This window comes from Domibacillus sp. PGB-M46 (assembly GCF_022668875.1).
GTDB lineage: Bacteria > Bacillota > Bacilli > Bacillales > Domibacillaceae > Domibacillus.
Genome location: NZ_JAKGCR010000001.1, coordinates 329,228 through 351,317 on the forward strand (window position 1 = coordinate 329,228; position 22,090 = coordinate 351,317).

13 protein-coding genes and 1 riboswitch are annotated in these 22,090 nt (G+C 45.7%); of the genes, 3 read left to right on the forward strand and 10 right to left on the reverse strand.

Translation table 11 applies throughout. The features are described 5' to 3' along the window. Positions 1 to 57: 57 nt before the first annotated feature. Together L2D08_RS01570 and serC are read right to left on the reverse strand one after the other, a co-directional pair. Positions 58 to 1,218, reverse strand: coding sequence for a phosphoglycerate dehydrogenase (locus L2D08_RS01570; RefSeq protein ID WP_242232048.1), 1,161 nt, complete (start codon positions 1,216 to 1,218; stop codon positions 58 to 60). Positions 1,219 to 1,242: 24 nt separating this feature from the next. Then, on the reverse strand, positions 1,243 to 2,337 hold the full coding sequence (gene serC, locus L2D08_RS01575; RefSeq protein ID WP_242231953.1) for a 3-phosphoserine/phosphohydroxythreonine transaminase: 1,095 nt from the start codon (positions 2,335 to 2,337) through the stop codon (positions 1,243 to 1,245). Between the two features lie 586 nt (positions 2,338 to 2,923). On the opposite strand from serC, the gene uraA reads away from it, so the two are divergent. Beyond that, the gene (gene uraA, locus L2D08_RS01580) at positions 2,924 to 4,186 is read left to right on the forward strand and encodes a uracil permease (RefSeq protein ID WP_242231954.1); all 1,263 of its coding nucleotides are present in this window, start codon (positions 2,924 to 2,926) and stop codon (positions 4,184 to 4,186) included. Positions 4,187 to 4,221: 35 nt separating this feature from the next. Here the strand turns inward: uraA and L2D08_RS01585 are convergent, their stop codons facing one another. Further along, the gene (locus L2D08_RS01585) at positions 4,222 to 5,094 is read right to left on the reverse strand and encodes a CvfB family protein (protein ID WP_242231955.1); all 873 of its coding nucleotides are present in this window, start codon (positions 5,092 to 5,094) and stop codon (positions 4,222 to 4,224) included. Between the two features lie 126 nt (positions 5,095 to 5,220). On the opposite strand from L2D08_RS01585, the gene L2D08_RS23955 reads away from it, so the two are divergent. Continuing rightward, positions 5,221 to 5,349 carry a hypothetical protein gene (locus L2D08_RS23955; RefSeq protein ID WP_255821769.1) on the forward strand — a complete coding sequence of 43 codons (129 nt, stop codon included), beginning with the start codon at positions 5,221 to 5,223 and terminating at the stop codon, positions 5,347 to 5,349. 34 nt (positions 5,350 to 5,383) lie between these two features. On the opposite strand, the gene L2D08_RS01590 is transcribed toward L2D08_RS23955, so the two are convergent. The 7 genes from L2D08_RS01590 to L2D08_RS01620 all read right to left on the reverse strand — a co-directional run bounded on the left by L2D08_RS01590 (position 5,384) and on the right by L2D08_RS01620 (position 21,070). Then, positions 5,384 to 10,324, reverse strand: a complete 4,941-nt coding sequence (locus tag L2D08_RS01590; protein ID WP_242231956.1) for a lamin tail domain-containing protein — start codon at positions 10,322 to 10,324, stop codon at positions 5,384 to 5,386. 145 nt (positions 10,325 to 10,469) lie between these two features. Continuing rightward, entirely contained in the window at positions 10,470 to 11,510 is a 1,041-nt protein-coding gene (locus L2D08_RS01595; RefSeq protein WP_242231957.1) for a ribonucleotide-diphosphate reductase subunit beta, read from the reverse strand. Between the two features lie 12 nt (positions 11,511 to 11,522). Beyond that, complete coding sequence (locus L2D08_RS01600; protein WP_242231958.1) at positions 11,523 to 13,748, reverse strand: ribonucleoside-diphosphate reductase subunit alpha; 2,226 nt, start codon at positions 13,746 to 13,748, stop codon at positions 11,523 to 11,525. Between the two features lie 141 nt (positions 13,749 to 13,889). After that, positions 13,890 to 14,059: riboswitch (cobalamin riboswitch) on the reverse strand. Positions 14,060 to 14,202: 143 nt separating this feature from the next. Then, the gene (locus tag L2D08_RS01605; protein WP_242231959.1) at positions 14,203 to 15,447 is read right to left on the reverse strand and encodes an S-layer homology domain-containing protein; all 1,245 of its coding nucleotides are present in this window, start codon (positions 15,445 to 15,447) and stop codon (positions 14,203 to 14,205) included. A 413-nt stretch (positions 15,448 to 15,860) separates the two neighbouring features. Then, positions 15,861 to 17,228: an aspartate kinase gene (locus L2D08_RS01610; protein ID WP_242231960.1), complete on the reverse strand. Its 1,368-nt coding sequence runs from the start codon at positions 17,226 to 17,228 to the stop codon at positions 15,861 to 15,863. Positions 17,229 to 17,386: 158 nt separating this feature from the next. Next, complete coding sequence (locus tag L2D08_RS01615; RefSeq protein ID WP_242231961.1) at positions 17,387 to 19,522, reverse strand: 5'-nucleotidase C-terminal domain-containing protein; 2,136 nt, start codon at positions 19,520 to 19,522, stop codon at positions 17,387 to 17,389. A 159-nt stretch (positions 19,523 to 19,681) separates the two neighbouring features. Beyond that, on the reverse strand, positions 19,682 to 21,070 hold the full coding sequence (locus tag L2D08_RS01620; RefSeq protein ID WP_242231962.1) for an O-antigen ligase family protein: 1,389 nt from the start codon (positions 21,068 to 21,070) through the stop codon (positions 19,682 to 19,684). A gap of 281 nt (positions 21,071 to 21,351) precedes the next feature. Between L2D08_RS01620 and L2D08_RS01625 the strand changes: the two genes are divergently transcribed. Beyond that, positions 21,352 to 22,077: a hypothetical protein gene (locus L2D08_RS01625; protein ID WP_242231963.1), complete on the forward strand. Its 726-nt coding sequence runs from the start codon at positions 21,352 to 21,354 to the stop codon at positions 22,075 to 22,077. Positions 22,078 to 22,090: the final 13 nt, after the last annotated feature.

The window sequence follows — 22,090 nt, forward strand, 5'->3', positions numbered from 1 at the left end:
TTTTTTCCAACACAAAAAGAGATTCCGGGTAAAAACCCGGAATCTCTTTTTCTCATTTTAAATAATACGCGCTGTGATCACGCCAGAAATGCCAAGCAGCTTTTCTGTTAAACCAGGAATCACATCCCCGTTTACTTGATTGTCAATATCAATCAATGTGTACGCGTAGTCACCTTTACTGCGGTTTACCATGTCCGCAATATTCAAGTCATAGTCAGAAAGAGCACCTGTGATCTGGCCGACCATGTTTGGCACGTTTTTATGTGCTACAGTCACACGGCGTTTGCCGGTAAACGGAATTTCTACGTTGCCGAAATTCACGGAGTTTTTAATATTTCCTGTTTCCAAGTACTCTTTCATTTGGCGTGCTGCCATAACGGCACAGTTTTCTTCTGATTCTGTTGTAGAGGCGCCAAGGTGAGGAATCGGAACAACATTTTTCATGCCAATAACGTTTTCGTTCGGGAAGTCTGTTACGTATTTGCCGACTTTGCCGCTTTCAAGTGCTGCCCGCATATCTTCTTCGTTCACAAGCTCGCCGCGTGAGAAGTTCAAAATAGTAGCACCATTTTTCATAATAGAAAATGCTTCTTTGTTGAACATGCCGCGTGTGTTATCCGTTAATGGCACGTGCACTGTAATGTAGTCGCTCGCCGCAAACAATTGTTCAATTGTCAAAGCGCGCTGTACGTTACGAGAAAGGTTCCAGGCAGTGTCAACCGAAATAAACGGGTCAAAGCCGATTACATCCATATCAAGATCAAGCGCATTGTTCGCAACCAAGGCCCCAATATGGCCAAGACCGATAACGCCAAGCGTTTTGCCTTTTACTTCACGGCCGACAAATTGTTTTTTACCTGCTTCAACAAGCTTTGGAATCGCTTCTCCCTGGCCCTGTAGCTCTTTTGTCCAGCTGACGCCGTCAAACAAGTTGCGGGAAACAGCCATAATGGTTGTCAGGATCAATTCTTTTACGGCATTGGCATTGGCACCCGGCGTGTTGAAAACAACAATGCCGCGCTCTGTGCATTCCTGTACAGGAATATTGTTTACACCGGCACCAGCGCGGGCAATCGCTTTAAGACTGCCGCTGAACTCTGTATCATGCAGGTTGGCACTGCGCAAAATAATGCCGTCTGGTGTGTTTGTATCGTCGTTTACTTGAAAATTATCTGCATTGTGGAATACGTTCATGCCGATATCGGCAATATTGTTCATGGATTTAATAGTATACACGTCTCGTTACTTCCCTTCCGCTGAATGAGTCTGTTCGAATTCTTGCATAAAAGCGACAAGTGCTTTGACGCCTTCAACCGGCATAGCGTTATAAATACTTGCACGCATGCCGCCAACTGAACGGTGTCCTTTTAATGTTTCAAGGCCTTTTGCTTTTGCTTCTTTCACAAACAGTGCGTCTAGTTCTTCACTTGTTGATACGAATGGAATGTTCATCAGAGAACGAGCTTCCTTGGCAATCGGTGAACTGAACATAGCCGATTGATCAAGATAGTCATACAAAATAGCCGCTTTTTCCCGATTGATGCTTTCCATTGCTTTGATACCGCCTAAGCTTTCTAACCATTCAAATACAAGCTTCGCCATGTAAATCGCAAACGTTGGCGGTGTGTTATAAAGCGACTCGCTGTCTGCGTGCGTTTTGTAATCCAGCATGGTTGGAACAGAATCATCCGCTTTTCCAATTAAATCTTCACGGATAATCACAAGCGTCAAGCCGGCCGGGCCGACATTTTTCTGCGCCCCTGCGTAAATAACGCCAAACTTTGACACATCAATTTCCGTTGATAAGATATTGGAAGACATATCTGCCACAAGCGGCACATTGCCTGTATCCGGAATCTGTTCGAAAACTGTTCCTTCTATTGTATTGTTTGTTGTGATATGAACGAAATCCGCTTCTGGATCGATCATATCCGCTGTTACGGTTGGGATGTAGCTGAAGTTTTTATCTTCAGAAGATGCAATAACACGTACTTCCCCGTATTTTTTTGCTTCTTTAATTGCTTTTTTCGACCAGGAGCCTGTATTCACAAAATCCGCTTTTTTGCTGCCGGAAAACAAGTTCATCGGCACCATGGCGAACTGCTGGGAAGCGCCCCCTTGAAGGAATAACACTTTGTAGTTGTCCGGAATATTCATCAACTTGCGAAGAACGGATTCCGCTGTTTCAATGATTTCTGTAAACCATTTCGAGCGATGGCTCAGCTCCATCACCGCCATGCCGGAACCTGCGTAATTTGTCAGTTCGGCTTGTGCTTTTTGGAGTACCTCAAGAGGCAACATGGAAGGACCTGCTGAGAAATTATAAACTCGTGTCATCATACTACTCCTTCATTCGTGTTATTTTCGATAATCTGAAAATTTACTACTTTATCAATACCCGAATTATAAAATAACATCCTGTACTTATCAAGGGCTCCTTCCTTTCATTTTCAAGGAAATATTAGATTGTTACCGCTTACAACCCTACGTATGTACACACTTTTCATTTCCGAACGTTTTGTTAAATTTTCTTACATTCATTCGCTTTTAAAGACAAGCTGTCCTGCTTATTGACAGCCAGCACCAGAGAGGATCCCGCCGGTGGTTGAAACCGCGAATGGATAACAGGAGAGCAGAGTCGCCAAAAAACGAAATACTTGTCATAAAATGAAACATTTTTTCATTAAACAGCCCCTTACAGCATTTATCGTCAAAAGCTCTTTTTCACCCTGGTAAAACCGGTATATATGGAAAGCGAAGCTGCCTGGACGCCGCCGATTGATTCACTTCATTTATGTGCACGGTCATCCATATCATTTGTCTGCAGTCTGAAAGAACCTGATATTCAGGTTCTTTTTTTGTAGTCAGATGACGATTTTTGAAGTATAATGACTACAATTTGTGTATTTAGGAGGAAGATCATTTGCGTACTTACCAAGTTGACGAGCGGCCGCCAATTCCGGCTCTGATTCCGCTTAGCTTGCAGCATTTATTCGCCATGTTTGGGTCAACGGTCCTTGTTCCGGTTTTGTTCGGTGTAAACCCAGCGACGATTTTATTAATGAATGGTATCGGTACATTATTGTACATTTTTCTTTGTAAAGGCCAGATTCCGGCTTACCTCGGATCCAGCTTTGCTTTTTTATCGCCTGTCTTTTTAGTACTTGAAGGCGGCAGTTACGAGCAGGCATTAGGCGGTTTTATTGTCGTCGGCCTTATTTTCATTCTCATTTCAGGAATTATTAAATTGGCCGGCACCGGCTGGATCGACGTGGTCTTTCCGCCGGCAGCGATGGGCGCCATTGTAGCCGTAATCGGGCTTGAGCTTGTGCCGACAGCTGCACAGATGGCGGGCATTATCTCGGACGGTTCAGCGGATTGGTCACCAGACCGCAATACAATTATCGTTTCCATGCTGACGCTTCTTATCACAGTTATTGGCAACGTCATGTTCCGCGGCTTCCTAAAAATTATTCCGATTCTGGTTGGGATTGTTGCCGGTTATATCATTGCGGCGATGTTTGGAATGGTGGATTTCACACCGGTTCGTGAAGCTAAAATGTTCGCTCTCCCGCAATTTTATTCGCCGGAGTTTCATTGGTCGAGCATTGCCATTATTGCTCCTGCCGCGCTTGTCGTCATTGCGGAGCACATCGGGCACCTTGTGGTTACACAAAATATCGTAGACCGTGATTTAATGAAAAAACCAGGTCTCGGTGTTTCTTTATTCGGAAACGGGATTTCAACGGTCATTTCTGGTTTTGCCGGCTCAACGCCAAACACCACATATGGTGAAAATATCGGTGTCTTGGCTCTGTCAAAGGTGTATTCTGTCTGGGTCATCGGCGGTGCAGCGGTTATGGCAATCCTGCTATCGTTTTTCGGCAAGCTTGCTGCGCTTATTTCAACGATTCCGGGTCCGGTTATGGGCGGCATCTCCCTGCTTCTATTCGGTATTATTGCAGCGAGCGGCCTGCGCATGCTTGTAGATTCACGGGTGGATTATTCTAAAACAACAAACATGATCTTAACAACGATCGTACTTGTGATTGGTTTATCAGGCGCTACGTTCACATGGGGCTACCTGCAATTAAAAGGAATGGCACTGGCAACGGTCGTCGCGATTATTTTAAGCTTGTTCTTTGCCTTGATTAAAAAATTGAATTTATCAAACGACCATGATTAATGAGAAAGACGCTGCCAAGTGAGGCAGCGTCTTTTTTATTCGCTTTTTTGTTTTGTGCCGGCGTAGGTCCAGCCGCTTTCCTGATAGGCTCTTCCTTCTTTCATCAGCTTGCCGAGCGCCCGTTTAAACGCTCCTTTGCTGATGCCGAACCGTTTTTCGATTTCTTCCGGCAGGCTTTTATCCCAATATGGCATTTGGCCGCCGCGGCTCATTAAGTAGTCATAGACATTTTCTGCATCATCTTTTTGCCGTTCCACACGCCGCCCTAAAAGGGAAACATTCACCGAGCCGTCGTCGTGCACTGCAATAATGCGCCCTGTAACCTCCTGCCCGACACGCGGTTCATCCTCACGCTCAGTCGGATGCAGGAATGCCCGGTGCAAGTCATCGGTAATAATCCACGTACCGGCTTTCCCTGTCCGGTAGACTCTGCCCGTAAAGTCCTTGTTTAAGTCGGTTTTATTGGCCCGCTTGGCAATGTCCCAAATTTTTTCCTCTGTTGCCGGCTTTGCAAACATCCGGCCGTTTTTATCAAGCTTAAGTGTGCAGTACAGCTTGTCGCCTGCAATCGGCCGCACCTCAAATTTATACGGCAGGTCATCTTCTGACACGAGTGCATCTTTTGAAATACCGATATTCACAAACACGCCATGCTTTATTTCTTCTCCAACAACTTCCACCCAGCCATATTCGCCAAGCGTAATAAGCGGACGGTCCATCGTAGATGCAAGCCGGCCGCTGTGGTCCTGATAAAGGAACACCTCAATCGGTTCGTTCGGATCAAAACCGTCTCTTATTTCACTATTATGAAGGAGTACGGCTTCTTCCTCTTCATTTTCAAGAAACCAGCCATATTCTTGTTTATTTTTTACACGCAGTGTTACGATCGTTCCAGCTTCTAGAGCCATTCACGCACGTCCTTTCCAAAATTCTCATTGCTTCTCATTATATCAGCTTTCCCGCTTGAATGTTTAATAATCCAGGGTTCGGGTACACTTGTAGTACTAAATCGAAACGGGAAGGTGAAAAATATTATGGCTCGTTCATCACGAAGTATGACAAACTTAATTAAAATGGGCATGAAATACGGCCCGATCATTTATCCGATTATAAAAAAATATTTGGACAAGCGCAGGGCCGCAAAAGTATACCGTCCACGCTGAACAAAACGCCGGAGCATTTGCTCCGGCGTTTTGTTTATTTTCCTTTTTTGGCTTTCATCGCATTGTCAGACAAAACGGTAAAAGTGGAGAGCTCGGAAGATGGCAAAATCCAATATCCATTTTCCTCATACCCGCCGGCATTCTCCCATTGTTTCGCGGATTCATTGTAAAAAGCACCGTTTGTTTTGCCCTCTTTGGCAGCTTTTTTTAGTTTCAATTTGATTTCGACTGGAGCCTCCAGTGTTACAAATGCATGCTCCCCTGCTTTGACCGCTACATCGAGCACACTGCTGTGTACCTGCCCAGGCGGGAGTGAAACATCTTTTGCCTGAAGTGTATTTAATGAAACAGAGACCGCTTCCTGGCCAGCTGCCTGCAGTTGAAGAAGAACTTTCTCCGGAATAAGCACACCGTTGCCTTCAGCTGTCTGCATAAAAATCGGCTTCGCTGATTGAACAGCGGAATCGATAATGGACAACGGCATTCTCCATTCAACACTTTCTTCACCTGCAGTTAACGTCCAGTGCTGCTGTCCTTTTTCGATCATCGAATCAGTCACCTCTATAATCGGCAGATCTGATGCCGGCGGCGCTGGCGTGTCACCTTCTTCGTTTCCGCTGCCTTGTGAGCCGGTTGCAAACGACCAAATATCCGACTGGGCTTCTCCGCCAAATGAATCTTTTACTTTCACATACCAGCCATGCTCGGTCGAACGCTGGAGGTCTTTCCAGGAGATTTTTGCTGTTTCACCATCTTTTATGCCGGATTGCGAGCCGATTTTTTGGTCTGTATACACTTCCGCTTTAAAGAAATCTGTTGCGACCACTTTTTCCTTTGGTGTTAAATCTACGTCAATCGCAAATTCGTCCTTGCCCGGATAGTCGACCGGACTGTAATAATTGTACTGATCGAGGTAAGGCGAATACGTTTGTAAATAGATTTTATTTTGGATCGGATTTACTTTCATTAAACGGAGAAAGCCTTGTCCGCCTTCCGGCCCGCCCTGATAGTCGGCCAGCATTTGGTAGACACTTCTGTCCGGTGTGCCATCGCCGTTATCATCAATTTGATCTACAAGTGTCTCACTGTCGTGATAATGGCCGGATAGAACTGCTGCGACATTTTTATTCGGCTTTACCACTTCCTCAAACACTTTGTCGCCAATCGGGCTGCGGTTGCCTGACACAAGCAAATACTCATGGAAGCTTAAAATCGCTTTTCGATCCGGATACTCGGCCAGCACTTTATTCATCCAGGCAATATCTTCCTCGTCCACACCCCAGCCCATATAAAGCATAATAAAATCATTGCCGTTCGAGCTGATTAAGTCATAATGGCCCCGATTGTCTTTATAGGACTCACCGTAATAATCCTTCCCGGCAAACCTTGCTTCCCCGAAATACTTGCTGTACTCGTTGTAATCGCCTGTTTTATGGCCGACATCGTGATTGCCGGCGAGAACGCCATATGGAACTTTAGCGTTATCAAGTGTTTTCATATACGTATCCGCATGCTCCCATTGATACGGCTGATCCGCTTCATCGACAAGATCACCTGTATGGAACACATACTTTAAGTTCAGCGCTTCTTTTTGTTCTGCAACCCACTTGGTCATGCGGTCAAAAATATGCGGATAGCTTTCCGAATAATACTGGGTGTCTGACATCCAAACAAATGAATAATCAAATTCCGGCGTAGAAGCGATCTCATCCTGCACCATTACCTGCACCTTGCCGTCCTTTACGTAATCAAGCCCTTTTACTTGTCCGGTCAGGGTGAAGTTTTGGTCATCTTCTGCTACTTTCCATTCTTCAAGCTCCCATTTGGAAGCAGTATAGTTCCATACATACATGGACACTTTCCGGCCAATTAACGATTTCCCTTCCCAATGAAGCGCCATCTCATCAGTTTCATCTACATCTTCATCCACGGCGACTTCAAAGCGGTGGTACGGAAATTTCTCAACAGACTTTGTTTCTACATACTGGCCGTCCGCCTTCGCCAATTTATCCCTATCCGAAACAGCCGATTCACCCGCTGGCGCCAGTTCTTTCGGCGGCTCCTGATCCGCATTGTTTTGGAATACACGCACGCCGGCATCATTTGCCGCATACTCATAACCGCGGTAAAATTCCACGTCGAGTGTATCCTTCGTCGGATCGGTGACTTTTACCTCCAGGCCCGCATTATTCGCGTTTACATTCGTCTGTCCATCTGCAGGTGCCACCGCTTCCGGCGCATATGGCTGCTCTTCCACTACCGTAAAAGCAACCGATTTTTCGGCTTCGTTGCCGGCCCGGTCCACTGCTTTAAATTGAACAGTATGCGCTCCCGGAGGCAGCTTCGCTGATGACGTGTCAAGCGGAAGAGAAATTTCTTCGCCATCCAGATGGGCTGTTAATGTTTCCACATCGGAAGCATCCTCTGCTTCTGCATTAATCGTAAATTCTCCTTTATATTCCCGGTTTTCTTCAACTGAAGGAATAATAACAGGAGCGCTGTTATCTACTTGAACTTCTGCACGAGCCGAAGAAGATTCGATCAGATGAGGGCCGTCTTCCACTGCCGTTGTATCCCATCGGTAAGCTTTCGCGGTAAATGCTTCATCCGGCACATCAAAGGTAAAATCCACAACCGGCTTGGCACTTGCTCCGTCACCGACTGAAATTTCTTTAGCTGCGTCGCTGTAAGCCGGATCATACAGTGTCGTACCGTCTTCAAGCACAAGACGCACATTTTTCACGTAAAAATCATCCCGGTTTTCTTCGGAATTCGTATCAAATGGCGATACCTTTGTGCCCGCACGGATAGACATCGTCGTTCCTTCTCCCTGCTTGAACCGGGAAGGGTCAACCGGCACGGTAATCGTTTCATATGCATTGATCGTATCATCAAAAATATGCAGTGTTTCGTCGCCGATCGTTACACCGTTCTTAAAATACAAATTCACTTTTTTAGCATCAAACGCAAAGTAAGCGTGTGCCGGCAGGGAAGGTTCTGTTTCACCTGTCACATCCCGTCCGTCAACAGACAGCGCGGACTCCTTGCCAAAGGATTTAAGCATAGCCGTTTTGCTGAGCAGAGAACCATCCTCTACATTCAACCCTGTTTCTGCGCTTATATCATTTTCAATTTGGATCGTTTTCACATCTGTTTCGATTTCGTTCGCTCCATCAGATGCTTTTACATAGTACTGCAGGCTTTCTTTGCCGAGCAGATCAGGTGAATACACGGTTTGGGAAAACAAGCCGGTATCAAAGTTCTCGGTTAAATCGACCGACTTATATTCATCCGTTTCGCTTGTTTTGTAAAACAAGCGCATGGTCTTAACGGATTGATCGTCTGCAGCATCAAATGACAGCGTTATATTTTGCCGGGCTGAAATCGGTGCTGTTTCTGTTAAATCTGTTACGACAGGTTCCGTTTCGTCCAATGCCGTTTTCTTTTTTACAGCAGGAACCTGGGCCGCTTCGACAGTTCCAGGTGCAGCTGCTTCTTTTCCCGCACTGTATTTATACATTTCCCTGCTTCCCGCTTCACGCGGAAAAGAGTACAAAATACCCCTGTCTGCCACCGTGTCATCCACATTAGGCTGATCCAAATAAGCCGCTGTTGAAATGTCGAACCCTGTGTTTGTCGCGATGGAGATGACCCGGGCGCTTCCGTTTGCCATGCCGTCTGCTTGAACTTGGACAATGTCTTTGTTTTCTTCCAGGTTTGTTCCATAATGAGCATTAAAGTCGGCAACGGTTTTGGATTGATTTGTACTGTTTTTAATCCAGTACGTCATCGTTTCCCCGGACGGCAGCACCAGGTCTTCTTTGTCTGCCCTCCAGATCAAGTCTCCTTCCGGTCCGTCAGCCGGATACCGGTAGCGGATGGTATAGTCTTTTAAATTAATAGGTTTATCCGTATTGTTATATACTTCAATAAATTCATAGCCATCAAGGCCGGCTATGTTCGCTGAATCCGGTACAATCTCGGTTACAAGCAGATCCGGGACAGCCTGCGGATCGTAATCCGGTTCCGCCGCTTGAATGGCAATGTCTTCTGTCTGTGCCCTGTTTTGGCCGTCAAACGCTTCAATCCGGTATATGAAGTGGTCTGATAAAAGCTGAGACGCTTTAATAACGGCTTCATACGATCCGTCTTCTCCCGCTGTCATATCCGCTTCAAGCCAGTCACCGCCTGCTAACGGCTGATACACTACTTTCACACTGTCCAGCTTTGTTTCATCTGTGACGGAAGCGCGGATTACGATATCTTGACCGGCTTCAACCAATTCCACCGGCGTATGGGTAATAACCGGCTTTATCGTATCTACTTCGGTTGGGGCTTCCGGCCTTTGCCCTTCTATCAGTGTGCCGGGTGTTGCGGGTTCTGAAGAAGTAAGAACGTCCGCTGTCCTCCCGTCCGCGTTTGGCTTCAATTGAATTCCTTTGTTTAATTCTACTTCATTTGGTGTATAAGCAGCAGTTGTTAATAAGTTGCCGGCCGTGTCTGCAACTGACAGACTTCGCTCGGAGCCATTTGCCATTCCGGCAGATTCTATGTATGTAAACTGGGCGTCTGTTAAAGATGTGCCGAATTCAGCATTAAAGTCCGCTAATGTAAGAGATTCGTTTGCTTTGTTTTCAAGCTTTACCCAAACGACCATCGTTTCGCCGGGTGCAATCTCTTTATCTTCCTTAAATACCCAATCGGCTGCTGTTCCGTCTGGATAGCCGTACACCAGTTTATAATTTTTTAAACTAAACGGCTGGGTACTGTTATTATACAGCTCAATAAATTCATAGGCGTCTGATCCGTTCAGGTTGTCACTGTTCGGCAGCAGCTCTGTAATGAGGATGGGCGATATAGTAACCGCTTGCGCAGAAGGTGTTTCTTCTGCATAAGCAGCAAGTGGCGGCGTCACAAGAGATGAAACGGATAAACTGCTGGCGAGCACAAGGGAATAAAAAGGCTTTCTTTTCATGAATGCTGATCCTCCTCTAAATAAATATCTCTTGTCAGTGTAGCGAAAGAATATATGGAGGATATAAATAAAATGTAAAAATCATGTAAAGAAGTCAATAAAAAAGCTTCCGCCCGATTTCCCGGGCGGAAGCTTTTTTGATCTATTATAGTTCGTCGAACCCGTTATCCTGCACGTTTACTTTTACGTATTGGCGCGAACGCTGTTCAAAGAAATCCGTTTTACCCAAATCCACATCTTCGTATGCTTTAATCCATTTAAGCGGATTTTTGCGGTAATCCGGATACGGCTTTTCATAGCCAAGCTGTGCGCAGCGCACATTGGCGTAGAAGTAGATATATGCTTCTACATCTTCTACATCAAGCCCGTCAATTTTATCTCCAATGACTTCACGTGCCCATTCCACTTCAAGCTCAGCCGCTTCTTTGAAAATCGCCTGTACTTTTTCTGCGCGGTCCGGTGTATCCAGCTCCGGATATTCGTTTAAAAGTTCCTGGTAGATTTTCACGAACAAGTCGACGTGAAGCTGTTCGTCACGATTGATGTAGTTAATCATTGTACTTGAAGCGACCATTTTCTGGTGGCGCGCCAGGTGATAAAAGAATGCAAAGCCTGAATAGAAAAACAAGCCTTCCAAAATGACATCGTGTACGATTGACTCCAGCATATTTTCCACGGTTGGGTTTTCCGCAAAGGACTGATAGCCTTTTACGATAAAGTCATTGCGTTTTTCAAGAACCGGCTCACTGCGCCAGTAATCGAATACTTCGTCCTGCTTTGATTTCTGAACAAGGCTGGACAGTACGTAAGAGTAAGAATGATTATGAATAACCTCCTGCTGCGCCAAAATAATCATCAGCGCCTGCAAGCTTGAATCCGTTAAGTAGTCAGCTACTTTCCCTGCATAGTCTGTTTGGATGCTGTCTAAGAGGGCAAGCAGGCCGATAATTTTCAAAAACGCTTCCCGCTCGCTGTCTTCGAGATTCGGAAATTGTTTCACGTCATTGCTCATATTAATTTCAAACGGAGTCCAGAAATTCCCAAGCATCCGCTTATACTTTGGATATGCCCAATCAAACTTAACGTCATCCCAGTTTAAAACGTTGGATGAACGGCCATTTACAATGGCCGTCGAACGGTTTGGTGCTTCTTTATCCATTAATTTTCGTTTTTCAATAAGTGTCATGGTGTTCTCTCCTTAGCTTGAGCAAGATTCGCACTCAAGTAGTTCCACAGATGTGGAACGAACATAATATGTTGTTTTTAATCCTTGTTTCCAGCCGGCCAGGTGCAGATCAAGCAATTCTTTCGCTTTAATTGTGTTTTGCACGTACAGGTTCAGCGAAACACCCTGGTCAATATGGCGCTGGCGCGCAGCGTTTTGGCGCAATGTCCAGTGCTGGTCAATAAAGTAAGCGGATTTGTAGAACCATGTTGTTTCCGGGTTTAAGTCTGGTACGGTTACAGGAATTTTGTAATCTTTCTTTTCCTCAGAGTAGCTCTTTTGGAAAATCGGATCGATACTCGCTGTGCTTCCGGCAATAATCGATGTAGAGGAGTTTGGCGCGACTGCCATTAAATAGCCGTTACGCATACCGTTTTCCCGCACCTCTTTACGAAGTGCTTCCCACTCGTCTCCTTCATAGCCGCGTGCATCAAAATAAGCACCTGTCTGCCAGTCGGATCCTTCAAACAATGGGTAAGCCCCTTTTTCTTTTGCCAGTTCCATAGACGCTTGAATCGTCAGACGGGCAATTGTTCCGTACAGCTCATCTGCATACTGAACAGCTTCATCTGATTCCCAGCGGATGTTTTTCAGCGCCAGCAGGTGATGCCAGCCGAATGTGCCAAGGCCGATGCCGCGGTAACGGCTGTTTGTCCGTTCTGCCTGTGGTACTGGAATCATGTTTAAATCAATCACGTTATCCAGCATGCGCACCTGTACGCGAATCAAGCGTTCCAATACATCTGCCGGCACCGCTTTACCAAGGTTGATAGAAGACAAATTACATACAACAAAGTCACCCGGCTTTTTGCGCGTTACAATCACATCGTCTTCAAGCTGAATAGATTGGAATTCTGTTGCACTCATATTTTGGAAGATTTCAGTACACAGGTTACTAGAATAAACCATACCTTCATGCTTGTTCGGGTTGCGGCGGTTTACTTCATCACGGTAGAACATGAACGGTACGCCTGTTTCAAGCTGTGAGCGCATAATGCGTTTCATAATGTCGATCGCCTGTACCGTTTCACGGGAAAGCTGCTCGTTTTGTACGCACTGCTCATATTTTTCACGGAATGAGCCTTTGCCGCGCGACTCATCGTAGAAGTCTTCAAGCGAGAAGCCCATAACTGTGCGAACTTCATGCGGATCAAACAGGTGCCACTCTTCACGCGCATCTACTTTTTCCATAAACAAGTCTGGAAGACATACGCCTGTGAAAATATCATGCGCACGAAGACGCTCGTCACCGTTGTTTAATTTCAAATCAAGGAAAGCAAAAACGTCTTTGTGCCAAACGTCTAAGTAGACCGCTATCGCACCCTGGCGCTGGCCAAGCTGGTCAACGCTGACCGCTGTGTTGTTCAACTGCTTAATCCATGGAAGAACACCGCTTGATGCGCCTTTGAATCCGCGGATAGAAGAACCGCGGCTGCGTACTTTACCCATGTAAACGCCGATGCCGCCGCCGTATTTAGATAACGTTGCAACATCTGTGTTGCTGTCGTAAATGCCCTGCAGGCTGTCATCCACGGTATCGATAAAGCAGCTTGAAAGCTGGCCGTACGGTTTACCCGCATTTGATAGTGTTGGTGTTGCTACGGTCATGTACAAATTGCTCATTGCCCAGTAAGATTCGGCAATTTTCGCCAGACGGTTCTCTGTTTCGTTTTGCATAAGCGTCATGGCAATCGTCAGCCAGCGTTCCTGTGGAAGCTCAACTGGTGTTTTATCAAAATCACGAACCACATAGCGATCCATCAGCATCTTAAGTCCAATGTATGTAAACAGCTGGTCGCGTTCTGGCTGAATAAGCTTGCCGATCTCTTCAAGCTCTTCTTTTGTATAAGCTTCGATCAGACGGTTATCATAAAGTCCTTTTTCCGTTTCGCGGTGAAGATAGTCAGCAAAAGCCGTATAAACGTCCTTGGCTTCTACGCCTCTTTTTGCTGCAATCGCACGGTATGTTTGATGCAAATAAATACGTGCCGCTACAAACGTCCAATAGGGCTCTTCTTCATCCATAAAGCTGAGCGCTTCAAGCGTCATAGCTTTCGACCAGGCATCCATATCCGCATCCGGGCGCTTTGCCGTCCATCGCTCGCTTGCGCGGAGAAGCGGTCCGATTTTTTCTTCGCCGAATTCAGTTGTCAGCGTATGTAAAAGTTGATCAATGCCTGAAGCAGTAGTTATGGTCATGAAGTATGTCCTCCTTTTAATATGAGCAAAATAAAAAGAGCGATCGCTCAAGTTTTTTCGACTGAGTCCGCGCTCTGGGTGGGTAAACGTGAAAAATGGCACAGTTTCGCCATCTTCACCTCTCAGCCCCCGAAGAAAGTGGTGCTTACAGAAAAACAGGCAGGTTTCCTGGCTCGTGCGTCCTCCTCCTGCCGCCTTCCCGCTTTCGCAGTGGCCCGGCATTCGTCTGCACTTACAGTTGCGGGGACAGCTCCGGCATCCAACCGGATTCCCTTTATACCATTACTGGTACCCATTTTCCATCGCATACTATATATTGTGTTTGTTCACGTTGTAAATACTAGCATATTGTATCCTAGATGTACAGTTAAAAAAACGGCTCGAAATGTTCTGTATTCTTAATCTATTCGTGCAAAAGAAAAGAACTGCCGCCGCCTGGCAGTTCTTTGGGCTGTTATGGCTGCTTGCTGCTCCACACATTAAAAATGGTCATGGCAAATTGTTCACGGGTAATGCCTGCTTCTGGAAGAAATCTAGCAGAGGCACCGCCGGTCATCAGGCCGTTTGCGTAAACAGCATCAATTTCAGTCTTTGCCCAGTGGGAAGCCGGAACGTCTGTGAAAGCGGCAGGCGCACCTGCTTTCAGATTCAATGCTTTTGTTAATATACGTGCTAGCTGGGCCCGTGTAAGCGGCTGATCCGGATTGAATCTTGGCGCTTTCGCAAAAACGCCCGCTTCAGTAAGCTGTGCAATCGCGCTATAAGATTTCATGTGCGCAGAAACATCTGAAAACCCTGGATTCGGCGCTGTTTCCGTTTTGCCAAGAATACGCGCTAAAATAATTGCGGCTTCCGCCCTGGTAATCTGGCTTTTAGGGGCAAACGTACCATCCGCATTTCCTTTAATTATATCATTCTCGGCCAGTTTCATAATGGCCAGGCGTGCTTGGGAGCCGACAGCGGTGATATCAGAAAACGGATCCGGGTTCGCCGCTCCCTTCCAAACCGTGAAAAATTGATTGGCAATCAGCTGATAGCCGGCTGTATTCGGGTGAATATCGCTCGGGTTTGGCAAATACTCTTCACCGAACTGGGCAGAGGCATCAACAAACGTTGCGGATTGTTTTTGAGCGGTCGTTTTTAATTGCGTATTAAAAAGTGTAAAAAATTCTTTTAAGTGATCTTTTTGCTGTCCTTCTTCCATACGTGGAAACGGAAAATAATAGCCTGTCACATACACATCGACCGTTGGATTCAATGCTTTAATTTGCCCAATACCGGCTGTGAGATTTCGGTTCACCTGTGCGACTGCTTCTAACAGCTTAATAGGATCTGTATTTCCGGCAAGCGCTAATTGAAGCAGATCATTGGCACCTGTTGAGATCGTAATCAGTTCTGCCTGCCGAACCGCTTCCTGTACATCCGTTAAGGACAGCTTCGCTAAAAATTGGGCGCTCGTTTCACCGGAAACGGCAAATTCTTTCGTGAAAGAGGAGAGTACGCCTTCTTCCTTCAGCTCCGCTGCAATTAAATCGGTGTAGCTCGTTCCAACCGGCACTTTATAAGGCGTCTGGCCGGCCGCAATAGAGTCACCGAAAGCGACATAGTCTATTTTCGAAGCAGCTGCGTCTGCTGGCGGCACAAGAAAAATGCCCATGCCCAATACGCCGGCTGAAAGGGCTGATATGTATTTTTTCACTTTTTTTCCTCCCGTACTCGTTTTATCCATTTTACCATGTGAAGAAGCAATACGTGCGAACTTCTTAGAAAAAATGAGGAAATGTGGTATAATGAAAACGTTGTTTCAACATGCTTTAAATGGGTATAGTAATGTAATGAACATTTGAGAACGGAGATGACAGAAATGAATTTGAAAAAGCTGATCAAGTACGGTGCTATTATCGCTCCAATCGTTTACCCGAAAGTTAAAAACCGCATAGGAACAAACAATTTGCGTAAATCATACAGTGATTCCCATAGAACACGTATGTCTGGCAAAAGCATTCTTGATAAACTTTAATCCGTCATAAAAAAGATCCTGCATAGGGTCTTTTTTTCGTATGGACAAGTTAAAAAACCCCGCCAGCCGCTGGCGGGGTTTGAAATGTTCTTTTATTGAAGAACAGCACTCTTGCTGAAAAACTCTTTGTACAGCTCACGCAATACATTGTTTGTATCTTTTTCTTGAATACCAAACACAAGGCTGACTTCCGAAGAGCCCTGGTTGATCATTTCAATGTTTGCTCCAACGCGGGAAATAGCCAATGTGGCACGTGCAGAAAGGCCAAGCGTATTATGCATACCTTCTCCGACAAGCACAATCATCGCAAACCCATGCTCCACATTTGCTTTATCTACATCCAGTTCATTGCGGAAACGAGCTAAAATGCGCTCTTCTTTTTCTGGTGTAAGCTGGTGGCTTCTTACAATAACCGACAAATCATCAATGCCAGATGGCGTATGCTCATATGATACACCTTCTTCTTCTAAAATTTGAAGGAGACGGCGGCCAAATCCGATTTCACGGTTCATCAAATACTTGCTTACGTACAAAGTAGAAAATCCAGTGTCTGCTGCAATCCCAATAACCGGATTTTTCGTGTATTCACGCTCTGCTACAATCATTGTACCTGGTGCGGATGGGTTGTTTGTATTTTTAATGCAAACAGGCACCGAATGCTGGAATGCAGGCATAAGGGCTTCATCATGGAAAACAGAGAAGCCGGCATATGACAACTCGCGCATTTCACGGTATGTCATCCGTTTGATTTCAGCCGGATTGTCCACAACATTCGGGTTCGCTGCAAAAACAGAATCAACATCTGTAAAGTTTTCATACAGCTCTGCCTTTAAGGCAGCGGCTAAAATCGAACCGGTAATATCCGAACCGCCGCGGGCGAATGTCATCATCACGCCTTCTTTTGTATAACCGAAAAAGCCTGGGAATACGACAATCTTTCCGTTTTCACGAAGTTTTTCCAGATTTTCATAAGCTTCTGGAAGTGCACGTGCGCGGCCCGGCTCATCACTTACAATTAAGCCTGCTTCTTTCGGATTTACATACTCCGCATCTAATCCGATGCTTGTGAAATACGCAGCAATTAATTTTGCATTATTATCTTCCCCGCTTGCTTTCAGCTGATCCATGAAAAGCGGCGGGTTATCGCGGTTTTCTGTTAAACGGCCGCGCAAATCTTCTTCAATAATATAAACAATCGTATCATCAAGACCGAGTCCTTGAGCGATGTCTGCATAACGGTCAACAACGGCTTTAAGTTCCGCTTCCGCGTCCTGCTTTTGCAAAGAGGCATTCGCAAGCGCAATTAGCAGGTCCGTTACTTTCGTATCTTCGCTGAAACGTTTACCGGGTGCCGATACAACAACCGCCTTTCGCTTCGGTTCATCTTTTACGATAGATGCTACTTTTTTAATTTGTTCTGCACTGGCAACGGATGTGCCGCCAAATTTACATACGATCATGTCTGCCACTCCTTGCTGGTTTGCATTCCTTGACGAAAATGCGCTTTATCCAAAGAATTATACCACCGTTCATGCGAAAAAAGAAGAAATAATCAGAATTTCGTTGTGAAAACGGGAAAAATGCCCGGGCTCACAAGCGGCCCGGACATATTCTTTCCTTATTGTGCTGTATTTGTATCCGTAATACGCCCTTCAACCGCTGTGTTAACCGAAGGATTCGCTTTTAAATAATCGGTAAAGGTTTCCCAGTCGACGTTGCCTGGCTCACTCACACGGCCTTCATCGTACGCTGTTTTAAACATTGAAAAGTTATCGCCGCCTTTTGCGGTAAAGGTGTTTGTTGCCACAGTATACGTTTTCGCTTCATCCAGCGGAACAAACGCGCCGCCTTCATTCACTTCTACCGATGTTACACGGGACCCTGCCGCTTTGGAGGAGTCATACGTAAACTTCAAGCCGGCCGCCTGCAGGAACGCGCCGTTTTGTTCTGGCGCCAGGCTGACGCTGTGTTCAAGTGCAGCTTTGATTTCTGCTCCTGTTAAATCCATGATAGCGAGTGCGTTGCCAAACGGCATCACGGTAAGCACTTCTTCCATTGTAATGTCTCCAGCATCGATTGATGCACGGATTCCTCCGCCGTTTTGAAGTGCAATGACGGTATCTGGATCAATCGTCTTGGCTTTTGCAAGCATGGCATCCGTAATAAGGTTGCCAAGATTAGTTTCCTTCGTGCGCACATTCGCCCGCTCGCCATCTAAAGCAGCCGCAGCTGAACCCACTACCTGGGCTTTTACTTTCTCAATTTCCGGTGTATAAGCGGCTGCCAGCCGGTTTTTCACTTCTTCATTTTCTTCAAACACATAGGTGCCATCCTCATTTTTCTGATCGACTTCAATCAGTTCGCCGGCGTACTCCGTTATGGCCCCTTCTTCGTCAAAGATTACATCAAGTGTACCGACAAACTTGTTATACTCATTGGCCTGCACGATAACGGTCGGCTCTGCTCCTGTTTCATCAATATACGGCTCGCTCAGCTTGTCATGCGTATGGCCGCCGACAATCACATCAATGCCTTCCACTTCTTTTGCGAGCGTAACATCATTATCACCGCCGCCATCGCGGAAGCCAATATGGGACAGGGCTACAACTTTGTCCACTCCTGCTGCTTCAAAGGACGCTACCGCTTTTTTCGCTTCTTGAATATAGTTTTCAAACACAACGTCGTCGCCAGGAGATGAAATCGTTTGTGTTTCTGCCGTCGTCAAGCCGAAAATGCCGACTTTCTCGCCGTCTACTTCTTTAATAATGCCGTTGTATACCCGTCCGTCCATCGGTTCATCCGTCACCGTTTCGTTCATCAAAGAAGAAAGATGCGCATCCGCCGACGCGTTTACGTTCGCCGATACAAACGGGAATTTCGCATTTTTGATAAAATCAGCCAGCGGCCCTGTGCCAAGATCGAATTCGTGGTTTCCAAAGGTCATGGCATCATAGCCGAGCATATTCATAAAATCAAGATCAGCCTGCCCTTTGAATTGATTGAAATAAAGGGTGCCGGAAAACACGTCGCCGGCATCAACGAGCAGAGAAGACGGGTTTTCTTCCCGCAGCGCTTCTACAACCGTTGCTTTGCGTGCGACATTTTCAATATGTGCATGTGTATCGTTCGTGTGGATAAGAGAAAGCAGGAATTCTTCCGGCAGCTGAGATCCGCGGTGGAGAAATAACGCCCATTCACCCCGGAGCAGCCTGTCCGCTGCGCCAAAAGTGGTATCCGTTTTGCCGAGAGAAAGACCAGATTCAACAAGGGCGTTTACATAAGGGCCAAAGCGTTCGTTCACATCCGTAAATGGCGTCTCCGTTACCGTTTCATCTACTTCAAGCCCGTACGCATTCGCAAGCCAGTAGGAAGCTTCGCCCCGTGTGATGGGTTCAAACGCACCGAATTTATCTTTTGCTTTTCCTGCTGTAACCCCGGCTTCGGCCAGCGCATTTACAGCCCATTGACCTCGCTCTGGTACATCGGTAAATCCTGCGTCTTTATATGTATCATCTTCTGTAAAGCCAAGCGCCTTTGCCAATTGAATGGCTGCATCTACGCGTGTAATGGACATAGATGTACCAAACTTGCCTGCAGAATAGCCGGCTGTAATATCGTTTTCTGTTAAAAATTGAACTGCTTCCTCATAATGCGGCGGTACATCTGTAAAAACAGATGCAGCCGAAACCGAAACAGCGGATACACCAATAGATGCTACAGACGCTGCCGCAATAAACTTATGTTTGTTTTTCAATGAACCTGCCCCCTTATAAAATAAAAACCTTTAATTCAAAGGATAGGTGATCTTTAACCCAAAAACAAGAATATTACAAAAACTTTAACAAATCGTTACATTACGTTTATAATTCAAAAAAACCGTCCCGGCTGATGCCGGGACGGTTTTCCTGCTCTTTTATTCTTTTATAATGCCTTCCTGCACCATAAGCAGTGCCATAACGGCTGCTACATAGATAGAGACGGCAGGAGCCGTTAACACATGCCCTGCCGTTGCACTAATCCCGATGCCAAGGATAAAGGCAACTCCGTACATAGTGTTAACCGGCGTGAAGGTTTGTTTAATGTTGCGGACAAAGTGAATCACAAAACGGATTGCATAGTAAAGCGGCAATGACATCATTGTCAGGAAACCGACGATGCCAAGTGAGAAAAAGAGATCAAAAAAGTCCATCTCGATCATTCTCGGTGTTTTGCCTGGCTCTGGTTCTTCATAGTTTCCGGCAAATCCCATACCGAAAAGCTTTTGTGAAACCGGTGCTTCAGCAAACTGGTCTTTCATTTCAGCTAAATATTTTTCCCGGCTGCTGAATACAAGATTTTGCACTTGTTCATTTGTAATCTCAGGCTCGTCGTCCTGCTCTTCATCGGGCAGTTCTTCACCTGTATCTGGATCAACCTCTTTTTCTTTTTCCTTGCTGAAGTCAATGTTTAATAAACTTAAGTGTGCAAACATGTTATGGAACACAGGCGTAACTGGCGTTGTCACAGCGAGCACCGCAATGAGCACAAGCGAAATGAGCATATTGGAACGCGTTTTTCCCGAACGCTCTTTGGTGAAATGCAAAATGAGCATAGAGAAAAAAGCAGCCAGCAGCACAACGACGATACCGCCATAGCCAACTTTCGTTCCAAGAAACTGCATCGAAACAGCCAGCAGCACAAACGGAATCCAATAACGCCACTCTTTTACACGATTCGTTTTCTCAATTGCGTAAAGGGCCGTCACCGGAAGAATGATCGCCATGATGGCACCAATTTCATTTCCGGCATAAAACCAGCCGGTAAAGCCGATTTTCGTATGGGAGTAATTCGACAGGCTTGTTCCTGTTGCAAAGGAAACAAGAAACACGGCACTGATAATCAGCGAGGCGTACAAGAAATAAGAAGTGGTTTTTTCTTTAAACGGCACTTGCTCCCGCTTTAAATAAAGGTACAGAACGCTAAAGCCCGTAAACAGGATTGGGAAGTATACAATCTTATTGAAAAACTTTAATTCGCTCCCAAGGTAATAAGGATCTTTTACGTTCATATTCAGCACAATGTTAATAGCGATGACGGCTGCAACGGCCAGTAAATAAAGAATGTACTTCCTTGCCAGCCCGCTTCGCCGCGCTTTCCATAACAGCATCAATACGATAGCGGCCATAAACAGCACGCGGACAATTACACCGACAGTTAAACTAATGTTAAGCAGCAGCAGCGATGCGCTTGTGAGCACATCAATAACCGGCTGCCAAATAATAAAAGCCAGGGCCAGCAGCCAAAATGTCTTCTCATTCTTCATGTTGAAAAGTCCTCTTTCCTTCCAATTTCGTAGATTTTTATACTATCATATTTTATAGTAAAAGAATTGTGTAAACCTGAAAATGCATCTTTTCTATTATATCGGAAAAGCGTTGAGAATCCAGCGGAAAATGAATCGTTCCTTCAAATGAAAAAGAAGTTCCCTGTTTGTTATACTCATTGTAACTACATTCATGATAGGGTGGCGGATTTTTCATGCGCATGTTTGTGTTTGGCGGAATACTTTTGGCCTTCATTCCGTTTTTTTGGGGAGGGTGCGAATTGTCGAAAAAAGAAAGAGCTACATGGATATGGAATGCCCATACGCTCAAAGATTCAACAGAAATGCTGTCCTTCTTTGAGAAACAAAGTGTAAGAGATGTATATGTCCAAATTGACGCTTCTGTTTCAGATTCCGTCTATCAATCTTTTATTGAGAAAGCGCACGAGCAGAGTATGCGGGTTCACGCGCTCGATGGATCACCCGAATATACGGAGAAAGATCTGGACACATTTTTGGATCGGATACGTCCGCTGGATTGGGACGGTATTCACCTTGATATTGAACCATATTTGTCCAGTGAATGGAAAACTGATCAGAAAAAGGCGGTTTATCGGTACGAAAGGCTGATCAAGCGGGCAGCAGACAGCGGCTGGACATTCGGAGCCGATATTCCTTTTTGGTACGATGAAGTGTCCGCTTCTACTGGAGCAACATTAGCAGAATTTGTGATTCAGCATACGGATTATACGGTGATTATGGCGTACCGCGACAGTGCCGCGAAAATTATGGATGTTTCGGCCAAAGAACGTGCGCTTGGCCGTTCGCTCGAAAAGAACGTGTCGATTGCAGTGGAAACGATTGCAAATCCGGAAGCAGGCGGTATTTCGTTTTCCGGAAAAAGCGCAGCCTACTTCGAGAAAGAGCTGGAAACACTCGAAAATGAATGCGGCTGCCAGGTTGCTGTTCATCACGCTGAATCCTGGAAAACTTTGTTAAACCAATAAAGGAAAGCAGCCG

Bases quoted from the DNA above. Each gene is read 5' to 3' on its own strand.
- L2D08_RS01610 (WP_242231960.1), bottom strand. From the start codon at position 17,228: ATGATCGTATGTAAATTTGGCGGCACATCCGTTGCCAGTGCAGAACAA.
- L2D08_RS01620 (WP_242231962.1), bottom strand. From the start codon at position 21,070: ATGAAGAATGAGAAGACATTTTGGCTGCTGGCCCTGGCTTTTATTATT.
- L2D08_RS01570 (WP_242232048.1), bottom strand. From the start codon at position 1,218: ATGAACAATATTGCCGATATCGGCATGAACGTATTCCACAATGCAGAT.
- L2D08_RS01585 (WP_242231955.1), bottom strand. From the start codon at position 5,094: ATGGCTCTAGAAGCTGGAACGATCGTAACACTGCGTGTAAAAAATAAA.
- L2D08_RS01600 (WP_242231958.1), bottom strand. From the start codon at position 13,748: ATGACCATAACTACTGCTTCAGGCATTGATCAACTTTTACATACGCTG.
- L2D08_RS23955 (WP_255821769.1), top strand. From the start codon at position 5,221: ATGGCTCGTTCATCACGAAGTATGACAAACTTAATTAAAATGGGCATG.
- L2D08_RS01590 (WP_242231956.1), bottom strand. From the start codon at position 10,324: ATGAAAAGAAAGCCTTTTTATTCCCTTGTGCTCGCCAGCAGTTTATCC.
- L2D08_RS01595 (WP_242231957.1), bottom strand. From the start codon at position 11,510: ATGACACTTATTGAAAAACGAAAATTAATGGATAAAGAAGCACCAAAC.
- serC (WP_242231953.1), bottom strand. From the start codon at position 2,337: ATGACACGAGTTTATAATTTCTCAGCAGGTCCTTCCATGTTGCCTCTT.